Annotated in this window: 14 protein-coding genes and 1 tRNA gene; 11 read left to right on the forward strand and 4 right to left on the reverse strand. The window is 60.9% G+C overall.

The annotated features are described in order from the left end of the window. Window positions 1-19: 19 nt before the first annotated feature. Window positions 20-412: a MerR family DNA-binding transcriptional regulator gene (locus NXC14_RS11515; protein ID WP_011425479.1), complete on the reverse strand. Its 393-nt coding sequence runs from the start codon at window positions 410-412 to the stop codon at window positions 20-22. A gap of 65 nt (window positions 413-477) precedes the next feature. Then, window positions 478-1890 carry a magnesium transporter gene (mgtE, locus tag NXC14_RS11520; RefSeq protein WP_085778252.1) on the reverse strand — a complete coding sequence of 471 codons (1413 nt, stop codon included), beginning with the start codon at window positions 1888-1890 and terminating at the stop codon, window positions 478-480. Between the two features lie 240 nt (window positions 1891-2130). Between mgtE and NXC14_RS11525 the strand changes: the two genes are divergently transcribed. From NXC14_RS11525 to NXC14_RS11535, 3 genes are all read left to right on the forward strand, one after another. Next, a complete protein-coding gene (locus NXC14_RS11525; RefSeq protein WP_085780076.1) occupies window positions 2131-2625 on the forward strand; it encodes a peptide deformylase in 495 nt (164 codons plus the stop codon). Between the two features lie 70 nt (window positions 2626-2695). Further along, a complete protein-coding gene (locus NXC14_RS11530) occupies window positions 2696-3208 on the forward strand; it encodes a BON domain-containing protein (RefSeq protein ID WP_085778253.1) in 513 nt (170 codons plus the stop codon). 297 nt (window positions 3209-3505) lie between these two features. Then, window positions 3506-3874: a hypothetical protein gene (locus NXC14_RS11535; protein WP_085778254.1), complete on the forward strand. Its 369-nt coding sequence runs from the start codon at window positions 3506-3508 to the stop codon at window positions 3872-3874. Window positions 3875-3934: 60 nt separating this feature from the next. Here NXC14_RS11535 and NXC14_RS11540 read toward each other — a convergent pair whose 3' ends face one another. Together NXC14_RS11540 and NXC14_RS11545 are read right to left on the reverse strand one after the other, a co-directional pair. Beyond that, complete coding sequence (locus tag NXC14_RS11540) at window positions 3935-4579, reverse strand: methyltransferase (RefSeq protein ID WP_085780077.1); 645 nt, start codon at window positions 4577-4579, stop codon at window positions 3935-3937. A 248-nt stretch (window positions 4580-4827) separates the two neighbouring features. After that, window positions 4828-4912 (reverse strand) — tRNA-Leu (locus tag NXC14_RS11545). A gap of 182 nt (window positions 4913-5094) precedes the next feature. Between NXC14_RS11545 and lipB the strand changes: the two genes are divergently transcribed. The 8 genes from lipB to sugE all read left to right on the forward strand — a co-directional run bounded on the left by lipB (window position 5095) and on the right by sugE (window position 12368). Beyond that, window positions 5095-5814: a lipoyl(octanoyl) transferase LipB gene (gene lipB, locus NXC14_RS11550; RefSeq protein ID WP_085778255.1), complete on the forward strand. Its 720-nt coding sequence runs from the start codon at window positions 5095-5097 to the stop codon at window positions 5812-5814. Window positions 5815-5894: 80 nt separating this feature from the next. Next, window positions 5895-6815, forward strand: coding sequence for a DMT family transporter (locus NXC14_RS11555; RefSeq protein WP_085778256.1), 921 nt, complete (start codon window positions 5895-5897; stop codon window positions 6813-6815). Between the two features lie 97 nt (window positions 6816-6912). Continuing rightward, complete coding sequence (locus NXC14_RS11560; protein WP_085778257.1) at window positions 6913-7617, forward strand: hypothetical protein; 705 nt, start codon at window positions 6913-6915, stop codon at window positions 7615-7617. 108 nt (window positions 7618-7725) lie between these two features. Next, window positions 7726-9735 (forward strand): acetyl/propionyl/methylcrotonyl-CoA carboxylase subunit alpha, encoded by a 2010-nt coding sequence (locus NXC14_RS11565; protein ID WP_085778258.1) that lies wholly within the window; start codon window positions 7726-7728, stop codon window positions 9733-9735. 75 nt (window positions 9736-9810) lie between these two features. Further along, window positions 9811-10938: an S-(hydroxymethyl)glutathione dehydrogenase/class III alcohol dehydrogenase gene (locus NXC14_RS11570; protein WP_085778259.1), complete on the forward strand. Its 1128-nt coding sequence runs from the start codon at window positions 9811-9813 to the stop codon at window positions 10936-10938. Further along, window positions 10938-11411, forward strand: coding sequence for a GNAT family N-acetyltransferase (locus NXC14_RS11575; protein ID WP_085778260.1), 474 nt, complete (start codon window positions 10938-10940; stop codon window positions 11409-11411). Before NXC14_RS11570 ends, NXC14_RS11575 begins: the two co-directional genes overlap by 1 nt. A gap of 10 nt (window positions 11412-11421) precedes the next feature. After that, the gene (locus NXC14_RS11580; protein ID WP_085778261.1) at window positions 11422-11889 is read left to right on the forward strand and encodes a YaiI/YqxD family protein; all 468 of its coding nucleotides are present in this window, start codon (window positions 11422-11424) and stop codon (window positions 11887-11889) included. Between the two features lie 164 nt (window positions 11890-12053). After that, window positions 12054-12368 carry a quaternary ammonium compound efflux SMR transporter SugE gene (gene sugE, locus NXC14_RS11585; RefSeq protein WP_085778262.1) on the forward strand — a complete coding sequence of 105 codons (315 nt, stop codon included), beginning with the start codon at window positions 12054-12056 and terminating at the stop codon, window positions 12366-12368. Window positions 12369-12388: the final 20 nt, after the last annotated feature.

Consider the following 12388-nt stretch of genomic DNA (forward strand, 5'->3'; position numbering starts at 1 on the left):
CGCCACCCTGCGGCAAGTCTCAGGTGGTAACGCCGATTTCGGCAAGGCGGCCGAGGCAGGCCTCTTCGATATTGTCGAGTTCCGTCAGCGTATCGTCTATGTCCTTGCGCTTCTGGCGCAGGTCCTCACGCTTCTCGTCGACGCGCTTCATCAGAAGTTTCAGCTGGCCGAGCTCGCCTGGCGGCTCCTTGTAGACCTGGATGATCTCGCGGATTTCCGCGATGGTGAAACCGATCCGCCGCCCGCGCAGGATTTCTCCAATGAGCCGTCGGTCCGCCGGCCGGAAAAGACGCGTGCGCCCTCGCCGCTCCGGATGGATCAGTCCCTCGTCTTCGTAGAAGCGGAGCGTGCGCGTCGATACTCCAAATTCGCGCGTCAGCTCCGTTATGCTATAATATTTGTTCACCGGCATGTGTTCCCCGTCCTCGAACCGGCAATAATATTGACTTTTACGTAATAGTCAATTTCGCAGAACCGTCAGATGCCGAACCACCACGTGGCAATGCCGAGAAAGGCGAAGAATCCGGTACAGTCGGTCACCGTCGTGACGAATACCGACGAGGCGATCGCCGGGTCGGCACCCACCTTGTCGAGCAGCAGCGGCAGCAGAATGCCGGCAAGCGCGGCCGCCATCAAATTGATGATCATCGCCGCCGCGATCACCCCGCCAAGCTGATAGTCATGAAACCAGATGCCGGCGATCGCGCCCATGATCGTCGCAAAAACGGCGCCGTTGAGAAGGCCGACGCCGGCCTCCCTGCGGATGATGCGGCCGGCATTGTAAATGTCGAGATCGCGAGTGGCGAGCGCGCGCACCGTCACCGTCATCGTCTGCGTGCCGGCATTGCCGCCCATCGAGGCGACGATCGGCATCAGCACCGCAAGCGCGATCATTTTCTCGATCGAGGCGTCGAACAGGCCGATAACGCTCGCCGACAGCATCGCCGTGCCGAGATTGATCAGAAGCCAGAGGAAACGCGAGCGCGCCGTCGAGATCACGTTGTCCGACAGTTCTTCGTCGCCGACGCCGCCGAGGCGCTTGATGTCCTCGTCCGCCTCTTCATGGATGACGTCGACGACGTCGTCGATGGTCAGCACGCCAACCAGTCGGCCGTTCTCGTCGACGACGGCAGCAGACAGAAGGTCGTACTGTTCGAAGAGCTGGGCGGCCTCCTCCTGGTCCATCTCGGCGGGAACCGGATGGTTGGTCTCCCGCATGATCTGCTCGATCTTCGTCTGCCGCTTGGTGCGCAGGATCTGATCGAGATCGACGGCGCCGAGCAGCTTGAAGGTCGGATCGATGACGAAGATCTGCGAGAAGGAATAGGGCAGATCCTCCTCGTCGCGCATATAGTCGATCGTCTGGCCCACCGTCCAGAATGGCGGCACGGCGACGAACTCGGTCTGCATGCGGCGTCCGGCCGAGCTTTCCGGATAGTCGAGCGCCCGGCGCAGCCGCACCCGCTCGGTAAACGGCATCTGGGCGAGGATTTCTTCCCGGTCCTCCTTGTCGAGGTCTTCGAGAATGTAAACAGCATCGTCCGAGTCGAGCTCGCCGATGGCGGCCGCGATCTGCTCGTTCGGCATCTGGTCGACGATTTCGCGGCGAATTGCCTCGTCGACCTCGGTCAGCGCCGTCATGTCGAAATCTTCGCCGAGCAGCCGCACCAGCGCCAGGCGCTGATCGGGCTGGATCGATTCGAGCAGGTCGCCTATCTCGGATTCATGCAGGCGGGCGACATTCCCGCGCAGGAACAGCGTGTCACGATCAGCGATCGCCGCACCGACGAGCGCCAGGAAATCGCCGCGGACATTGCCGTCCTCATCGTAGATATCCGCTTCCTCGTCATCGCGCCGGCGAATGCGGTCTTCCGTGTCGGTCGTCGTCATCTGCCGCCCTCGCACCTGGTTCGAATTTCAACGACTGCCGCACAGCATTCGCAAATGTCGGCCGAAAACACATTGTCAACAAGCGGATAAGCGAATCCCGCGCGAGGCTCCCGCGGTCGGAATTCTTGGCCCCTGCTAGCTCAAAGCATCCTTGTCGTAAAGCGCCAACCGTGCTTCGTGATGACAATGTCTGCGGCCGGCGATAGTTTCCCGCCGCTCAAAGAGAGGGGAGCCCGCTTCATGCCCATCCGTCCGATCCTGCGCTATCCGCATCCGGGCCTAAAGACCCTCTGCAAACCGGTGACGGCCTTCGATGCGTCGCTGCCCGCGCTTGCCGACGACCTGCTGGCGACCATGCGCGCAGCCCCCGGCGTCGGCATCACCGCCGCCCATATCGGCGTCTTCCTCCGCGTGACGGTGCTAGAGCTCGATCGGGCCGACGGCGTGCGCCTCTACGTCAATCCGCAGATTACCTGGAGGTCGCAGGAGACGATGAACCATGCCGAGGGCAGCGTCTCCATGCCCGGCGCGATCGAAGAGGTCACACGCCCACGGGGGATCCGCTTTCGCTATCAGGATGCCGGCGGCATCGTGCATGAGGAGGCCGCCGAAGGTTTCCTCGCCATCTGCGTCCAGCACGAGGTGGACCAGCTCGACGGTATCTTCTGGCTGCAGCGGCTTTCGCGGCTGAAACGCGAACGCCTCGTCAAAAAATGGGAGAAAACCCAAGGCTGACAAAACGCCCGCCACACCGAACCATTCGCCTCTGTCGGCGTTGTCCCGAGAGAAACTAGGAGCGACTACAATGGCAAGGATCGGTGACAAGACCCCGATTTCACGCGAGGCCCCCGAGCTTTCCCGTGAAGAAGATTATCGCGACCTCGAAGAACGCAATCTCGACGACGGCTGGCCCTATGCCGATGGCACCGCTGGCAGCGACCCGGCAAACCGTCCGTATGGCGAGACTGCCGCAAATTTCGACAGCGATCCCAACACAGGTTTCCGAGTCGATGGCACAGACCAAGACGGCAACGAGAATCGCCTCAAGGATTCGTTACGCGCCGGTATGATCGATCGCGACGAAAGCGACGAGCTCGAGGCGCGGGTGAACGACGCTCTCGAAAACATTCCCGAGGTCGATATCAACAGTATCGAGGTTCATGCCGACGGTCATGTCATCACCCTCGAAGGCTCGGTCGAGACCATCGGCATTGCCCGCAAGGTCGAGCTCGGCGCGCTCTCGGTCGACGGCGTTCACCATGTCCGCAACAAGCTGCAGCTGACCGGGGTTGACGCGCATATCCCGAACGAAGACTGAAAAGACCCGCATCAACGACCCGCCAGGAGGCGGCGCACCGCCTCCTGTTGGTTCCGGACATTACCAAAAGTTAACAATTTCCGATTGTAGCAGGAGCAAGAGCTTGCAGTCTATTTTGTTCGGCGATTGCCGTAACGGAAACGTCAAATTCGTTAACAACACCGTGATTTCATTTGAACAAAAGGCAATGAAGCGACCGGCTTCAGTTCACAATATTGCCGCAATTGACGCGCGAAATCTTCTCCGCCGGGGATGGTTTATGTTGTTGAATACAACAACAGATTGAGGAGAAGAACCATGCGCATCAAATTTGCCTTCGCCGCATCCCTGTTTGCCGTCAGCCTTGCAGGCTCTGCCTTCGCTCAGCCGACTTATTCCGATGATTATACCAACGACAGTGATGGCTTTGCGCCCTCCAAGATGGCGCCGCCTGCCCCCGTGCACTATAGTAACAACCACAAGGCTCCGGCCTATTCCAGCGATTACACCAATGACAGCGACGGCTTCGCCCCGGTTGCCATGACAAAACCGGCGATTGACAGGACCGCGACTGCAAGCATCAAGCCCCTCCCCCCGTGCCATAGCATGGTCGGCCCGAGCGGCTCCCATACCAAAGGTGCCGACAGCGGCGCCTCGCGCACAGAAGCCTGCCGCGCAACGCATTGATCCGATAAATAAGGGGCCGGAGAATCGGCCCCTTCATTCTAAACAGGGATCTGTCTGGCTTCAGAACACCAATGGAAGGAGCCGGTAGCGGGTCGTAGCCATGAAGGCCGCGTAAACAGGATCCTCCCTGAGCAGGCGCTCTTCCGCAAGAAGGCGTAGACACTGTGCGGCAAGTGCCGTGGCATAAATGGCAAAATTCCAAAAGCTCGGATGGGCCAGGAAGAAGCCGACATGCGTCAGCAGATAACCTGCGTACATCGGATGGCGGATCAACCTGTAGGGCCCGCCGATCTTCACGCCGCGATTTGCCGGCACCAGGCCGAAGCTTCGCCGCAATACCAGCTTTGCGGATATCTGCAGCAGGAAACCCAGCAACATTGCCAGAAAACAGAACCAGAGCGGTGCGAACGGCACCGCTGCCGAAGGCCTGACCAGCAGCGGGAAGAGCGTCCCGATCGCGGTGAACGCCCAGTCGAAGAGGCGCAAAGATGCGTTCCGAGTAGGCCGGCGCGTCAGGATCAGAAAGGCGGCGGCTCCTTCCGAAATCAGCAACAAACAGTCAATGATCGCCCGATTGTCCTGCATCTGGGGCATGACACGCATAACGATCGCAACGAAGAGATAGCCCAGGAGCACCTTCTCGATAATGTCGAGGACGAAATATGTATCGAGGAATGACCAGCCTGCCGCCTCTTTCTTTTCCATCATCCCCAAGACTTCCGCAGATATGAAATTGTAGCGTCTTATGTATTCGTCGAACTAATAATAGGTTAAACCACCGCCCAACATCTCGCAGTTCGAGCGAGTCGCCCGAAGAACCGAATCGTTTTTCGCATGGTTTGCTCAATGCCCTTATGCTTTGCCGATCCTTTGCAGAAACGGCAGCGATCATAGGCACGGGCTGATCAAGGGATGCCGAAATTATCGCTCGGCGAACGTTTCCCTGATAGGGATGGTGCGGTCGAGAAGACTCGAACTTCCACGGGTTGCCCCACAGCGACCTCAACGCTGCGCGTCTACCAATTCCGCCACGACCGCATCGTGGTAGGTGCCGATTTGCTTCGGCGGGGCAGCATGTAGCAAAAGCATTTGGGGTGCACAAGGGCGATATGACAGTTTTTTTGAAAACCTTTCACGGCATTTGAATTGGCCGGAAAACGGGTCCATATAGGTCTCCTGCCGCCCCTGTTTCGTCAGGCATTTGGGACAGGCGGCAAGGAATGGCCATGCTTCGCACCGATCTCGAATTCTCCATGCTCCCGAAACTCGGCACCCGCCCGGTGCGCTGGCGCATCGCCGATGGACTCGTTGCCTATGAGGCGGCGGTGGAGACGATGGAGCGCGAGGTGGCGGCGATCGGAGAAGGCGGCGACGAGCTTGTCTGGCTCGTGGAACATCCGCCGCTCTATACTGCCGGCACCAGCGCCAATGCGGGCGACCTCGTCCAGCCGGATCGCTTTCCGGTCTTTGCGACGGGACGCGGCGGTGAATATACCTATCACGGACCCGGTCAGCGCGTCGCCTATGTCATGCTCGACCTGAAGCGCAGGCGCCAGGATGTACGCGCCTTTGTCGCCGCGCTCGAGGAGGTCGTCATCCGTACGCTCGACATGATGAACGTGCGCGGCGAGCGCCGCGAGGATCGTGTCGGCGTCTGGGTGCGCCGCCCGGAAAAGCCGTTGCTGCCAGACGGCACGATGGCTGAAGACAAGATTGCCGCCCTCGGCATCCGGCTGCGCAAATGGGTGACCTTCCACGGCCTGTCGCTCAACGTCGATCCCGATCTCGATCATTTCAGCGGCATCGTGCCCTGCGGGATATCTGCCTATGGCGTCACCAGCCTCGTCGATCTCGGCCTTCCCCTCATGATGGCGGATGTGGACATCCGGCTGCGCGCCGCTTTCGAGACGGTTTTTGGTGAAACGGTCAATGACTCCTGACCGTTTGCGGGGTTTCACGGGCTTGATTTGCCCGCCTTTCCCGTGATTGATGGGCACTGTTCCCATAAGAATCGGCAGCCATGTCAAAGCCCCATCAAAATTCCCTGCAGGGCTTGGCAATCATGTCCGGCGCCATGTTCATTCTGCCCACCATGGATGCCATCGCCAAATATATGGCGACCTTTGAGGCGATGTCGCCGGGTCAGGTCACCTTCTATCGCTTCTTCTTCCAGATCGCCTGCACCCTGCCGATTCTCTTTGCTGTTTTTGGACGCAGGGCGCTTTCCGCAAAGCGGCCGTGGATGAATCTGCTGCGCGGCGTGTTGCACGGGGGAGCGAGCCTGCTGTTTTTTGTCGCCGTCAAATACATGCCGCTGGCCGACGTATTTGCCATCTATTTCGTCGAGCCTTTCATGCTGACCGCCATGTCGGCCCTGTTCCTTGGAGAGAAGGTCGGCTGGCGCCGCTGGATGGCGATCGCTGTCGGTTTCGGCGGCGCCATGATCGTCATCCAGCCGAGTTACGAGATTTTCGGCCTGAAGGCGCTGCTGCCGGTAGCCTGCGCCTTTCTCTTCTCGCTCTACCTTTTCCTCAATCGCGCGATCGGCGAGGCTGATTCGCCGCTCACCATGCAGACGATGGCCGGCATCGGCGGAACGATCTTCATGGCGGCCGCCCTTCTCGTCGGCAGCAGCGCCGGCAATGGGGACTTCGCCATATCCCTGCCCTCCTCCGGCCTCGGCCTTGCGCTGCTTCTCGCCCTCGGCTCGATCTCAGGATATGCGCACATGCTGGTGGTGCGAGCGTTCCGGCTTGCACCGCTGTCGCTGCTTGCCCCGTTCCAATATTTCGAGATCATCTCGGCCACAGTGCTCGGCTATGCGCTGTTCAATGATTTCCCGAATTTCTCCAAATGGATGGGCATTTTCATCATCGTCGCATCCGGCCTCTTCATCATCTGGCGAGAGCGGCTGCAGGCGCGATCGCTAAAATCTTCGTGATTCGCGCAGCAGGCGGTTAACCCCCCTTCTTGAGGGATCGTCAATTCGCAGTCGCTAAAACTGTCTCCGGCTTCATGATGAAGCCTGGAGTTAAAACATGAGCGAATTCCGTCTCGCTTTTCCGGCCTGTGTCGTGGCCGGCAAGCATCGGCTGATGGCCGAAGATATCGTGCTGCTGCGCAAACATGCTTTCCCCGAAGGCATCCGGACGTCCCAGGATGTCGTTGCAATGTTGGCGCTCAACAATTCCTGCCCCGAAAAATGTGCCGAGTGGAACGCTTTCTTCGTAGAGCAGATCGCCGGTTTCATCGTCCATTACACCTATCCGCAGGGCTCGCTTGATGAAATCAACGTTGCCTGGATCATGCGCATGTTCACGACCGACGGCATCGTCAACTCGGCGCTGGAGCTTGAGCTCATTCTTCACGTCATGGAGATTTCAGCCGATGTCCCGGGTGAATTGAGAGCGCTTGCCCTCGACCAGCTTCGCCTGGCGATTACAGACGGCATCGGCGGCTATAAGCTGTCGCGCGCCGTCGACCACAAGAACATCACACGCCAGGACGTCGATTTTGCGATGCGCATCTTCAGAGGCATCGCCGCAGACGGGGTGATCGCCGTGTCGCCGCCCGAATATGGCGTCCTCCACCAGATCGAGCAGGCAACGCTGCCGGGCGCCAACCATCCGCACTGGGCCGGGATCATGGCCGCGGTCACGCTGCGCGATCGCCCGGAACCGCCCCGCAGCCGCTGGCTGCGCATCATCGACGAGGAATCGGTCGCGGAAGCGGCCGTCGCCTGACATTAAGCGGCTTAATCTCACGTCTCCCGCCTGCTGGTATCAAGCCCAATTGTGCGTTCCGGTGTTTTATGCGTAAAACTCCGGAACGCATTTCTGGGTGGAGTCTCGATGTTCAAGAAAATCCTGATCGCGAATCGCGGCGAGATTGCCTGCCGCGTGATCAAGACCGCGCGCCGCATGGGCATTTCGACCGTTGCGGTCTATTCGGACGCGGATCGGGATGCGCTGCATGTCGAAATGGCCGATGAAGCCGTCCATATCGGCCCCGCCGCAGCGTCGGAAAGCTACCTGGTCGCCGACAAGATCATCGCCGCCTGCAAGGCGACCGGCGCCGAGGCGGTGCATCCCGGTTACGGATTTCTCTCCGAGCGCGCCTCTTTCTGCGACGAGCTGGAAAAGCAGGGCATCGTCTTCATCGGCCCGAAGCCGAAGGCCATCATGGCGATGGGCGACAAGATCGAATCGAAGAAGTTCGCCAATGCGGCCGGCGTCTCCACCGTGCCCGGCCATCTCGGCATCATCGAGGACGCTGCCCGCGCGGAAAAGATCGCTGGCGGCATCGGCTATCCGGTCATGATCAAGGCGTCTGCCGGCGGCGGCGGCAAGGGCATGCGCATTGCCTGGAACGAGGCCGAGGTGCGCGACGGCTTCGAGCGCGCCCGCTCCGAGGCGAAGAGCTCCTTCGGGGACGACCGCGTCTTCATCGAGAAGTTCATCGTCGAGCCGCGCCATATCGAGATCCAGGTGCTGGCTGATGCGCATGGCAAGGTCGTCTATCTCGGCGAGCGGGAATGCTCGATCCAGCGGCGGAACCAGAAGGTGGCGGAAGAGGCGCCCTCGCCTTTCCTCGACGAAAAAACGCGCAAGGCTATGGGCGAACAATCGGTGGCGCTGGCGAAAGCCGTCGATTACCAGAGCGCCGGCACCGTCGAATTCATCGTCGACCGCGACCGCAATTTCTATTTCCTCGAAATGAACACCCGCCTGCAGGTCGAGCATCCGGTGACCGAACTCATCACCGGCATTGATCTCGTCGAACAGATGATCCGCATCGCCGCGGGAGAGCCGCTCAGCTTCAGCCAGGAGGATGTCAGACTGGACGGCTGGGCGATCGAAAGCCGGCTCTATGCCGAAGATCCATACCGCAACTTCCTGCCTTCGATCGGCCGCCTGACACGCTACCGGCCTCCGGCCGAAGCAAGGACCGGCAACATTGTCGTCCGCAACGATACCGGCGTCTACGAGGGCGCCGAGATCTCGATGTATTACGACCCGATGATCGCCAAGCTCTGCACCTGGGCGCCGACGCGCAGCGAAGCGATCGAGGCCATGGGTCGGGCGCTGGACGGCTTCGTCGTCGACGGCATCGAGCACAATGTTCCCTTCCTGTCGGCGCTGATGAAACATCCGCGTTGGCGCGAGGGCCGGCTTTCCACTGGCTTCATTGCCGAGGAATATCCTGACGGTTTCGCGCCGATGAAGCCGGACCGGCAGGAGGAAGCCATGCTTTCCGCAATCGTGCTGTCTGCCTCGCTCATCGAAGCGAACCGCCGCGAACGTTTCGCCGATCGCCTGCGCGCCGCATCGGCCACACTGCGGGAGCATTGGGTGGTCAAAACAGGAGACAGCTACGTCGCTGTCAGATTGCTCGATGGCCTCGTCACTATTCCTTTCGATATGGAGATGGAGATCGAGGGTGAAAGCCGGAGCGTTGTCACCGATTGGAGACCGGGCGATCCGGTCTGGAGCGGCAGGGTCGGCGACCAGGATATTGCCGCGCAGATCCGCCCAGTCCTCAACGGCCTGCGCATCAACTGGCAGGGACTGTCGCTGATCGCCAAGGTCTTTTCGCCGCGCCATGCGGAACTCGACAGGCTGATGCCGGTGAAGCTGCCGCCGGATACCTCTAGGCTCCTGCTCTGCCCGATGCCCGGCCTGGTCGTGTCCATCGCCGTCGCCGAGGGTCAGGAGGTCAAGGCCGGTGAGACGCTTGCGATCGTCGAGGCGATGAAGATGGAAAACGTCTTGCGCGCCGAGCGCGATCTCGTCGTCTCGAAGATCAATGCCGCCGCCGGCGAAAGCCTGGCCGTCGACGCCGTCATCATGGAATTCGCTTGAGCCCTGCTCGCCAGCCATGTCAAGCTTGGCCGATGCAAGCAGTTGGGAACCGACAAATTAGCAGGAGATAGGAAGATGGACGTTCGCGCCGCCGTAGCCGTTCAGGCTGGAAAACCGCTTGAAGTGATGACCGTGCAACTGGAGGGGCCGAAGGCTGGCGAAGTGCTGGTGGAGGTCAAGGCGACGGGCATCTGCCACACCGACGATTTCACCCTGTCGGGCGCCGATCCGGAAGGCCTGTTTCCTGCCATCCTCGGCCATGAGGGCGCCGGCATCGTCGTCGATGTCGGCCCGGGCGTGACCTCGGTCAAGAAGGGCGACCATGTCATTCCGCTTTACACGCCGGAATGCCGTGAATGTTATTCCTGCACATCGCGCAAGACCAATCTCTGCACCGCCATCCGCGCCACCCAGGGCCAGGGCGTGATGCCGGACGGCACCTCGCGCTTTTCGATCGGCAAGGATAAGATCCATCACTATATGGGCTGCTCGACCTTCGCCAATTACACGGTGCTGCCGGAGATCGCGCTCGCCAAGATCAACCCCGACGCGCCCTTCGACAAGGTCTGCTACATCGGCTGCGGCGTCACCACCGGCATCGGCGCCGTCATCAACACCGCCAAGGTCGAGGTCGGATCGACGGCGATCGTCTTCGGCCTCGGCGGCATCGGCCTGAACGTCATTCAGGGCCTGCGGCTTGCCGGCGCCGACATGATCATCGGCGTCGATATCAATCCGGATCGCAAGGCCTGGGGCGAGAAGTTCGGCATGACGCATTTCGTCAATCCGAAGGAGGTCGGCGACGACATCGTGCCCTATCTGGTCAACATGACCAAGCGGGGCGGCGACCTGATCGGTGGCGCCGACTACACCTTCGACTGCACCGGCAACACCAAGGTGATGCGCCAGGCGCTGGAGGCCAGCCATCGCGGCTGGGGCAAATCGGTCATCATCGGCGTGGCCGGCGCCGGCCAGGAGATCTCGACACGTCCGTTCCAGCTGGTGACCGGTCGCAACTGGATGGGCACTGCCTTCGGCGGCGCGCGCGGCCGTACCGACGTGCCGAAGATCGTCGACTGGTACATGCAGGGCAAGATCCAGATCGATCCGATGATCACCCACACCATGCCGCTCGAAGACATCAACAAGGGCTTCGACCTGATGCACAGGGGCGAAAGCATCCGCGGCGTGGTGGTCTACTGATGCCTGCAGCAAGCTACCGGGTCGATCTGAGGACTCTCGATGAGCTCCCCGCGCGGGAGCTCTACGACCTCCTGCGAATGCGGGTCGATGTCTTCGTCGTCGAGCAGAACTGTCCCTATCCGGAACTCGACGGCAAGGACATCGATGCCCTGCATCTCAGACTGCTGGAGGGCGGTGACCTCCTGGCGGCGGCGCGGATCCTCAAACCGCATGAGCCGCAGGACCCGTCCAAGATCGGCCGCGTCGTCGTCTCGCCTGCCCATCGCGGCAAACGTCTGGGCGACGCATTGATGCGTGAATCGATCACCGCCTGTGAGCGGCGTTATCCGGCAAATCCGATTGCCTTGTCAGCGCAGGCCCATCTGCGCCGCTTCTACGAATCCTTCGGCTTTGTCGGGACGTCGCAGGAATATCTGGAAGACGGCATTCCCCATATCGATATGGTCAGACGGCCGGCCATTCAGATGGCATGAGGACACCGCCATGATCTATGTCGACGCCGATGCCTGCCCGGTGAAGCCGGAGATCCTGAAGGTTGCCGAACGCCACTGCCTCGAAGTCACGTTCGTCGCCAATTCCGGCCTGCGCCCGTCCCGCGACCCGATGGTCCACAACGTCATCGTCTCCAATGCCTTCGATGCCGCCGATAACTGGATCGCCGAGCGCGCCGGCGCCGGCGACGTCGTCGTTACCGCCGACGTGCCGCTTGCAGTGCGCTGCGTCGCCGCCGGCGCCTTCGTCAGCGGTCCGACCGGGCGTGTCTTCGACGAGACTAATATCGGCATGGCGAGCGCCATGCGCGATCTCGGTGCGCATTTGCGCGAAACCGGGGAAAGCAAAGGTTACAACGCCGCCTTCAGCCCGAAAGACCGCTCGCGATTCCTCGAAACTTTCGACCGCCTCTGCCGCCGTGCCAAGAGCCTTTCCGCCGAGGCCGGCGGCCAGTCATGACCTCTCTGGCGGCCGGCAAGAAACGGGTGGCATGGCAGCCATGCCGATTCCTACCTTGAAGACAGCCGTTCCCTCACTGATATAGGCACTATCGCAGACGACTGCGGCGTCCTGAGGATGCAACCGTCGCGGGGACGGCCTCGCTCTTGAACAAGGAGAGGTGTATGGCCTGGTTTCTGCTTTTTCTCGCTGGCCTTTTCGAATGTGGCTGGGCGATCGGCCTTAAATACACCGCGGGTTTCACGCGGCCGCTGCCGACGGCGCTGACCGTCATTTCCATGGTGGTGAGCGTCGTCCTGCTCGGCCTGGCGGTGAAGTACCTGCCGATCGGCACCGCTTATGCGGTGTGGACCGGCATCGGCACGGTCGGCACCGTGCTCCTGGGCATTTGGCTGCTCGGCGATGGGGCAAGTGTCTCCCGTCTTGCCTGTATTGCACTGATCGTCGCCGGCATCACCGGCCTCAAGCTCACCGCCTGATTCCGAAACGCTGCGGGGCG

Origin of the sequence: Rhizobium sp. NXC14, assembly GCF_002117485.1 — a bacterium.
Lineage (GTDB): Bacteria > Pseudomonadota > Alphaproteobacteria > Rhizobiales > Rhizobiaceae > Rhizobium.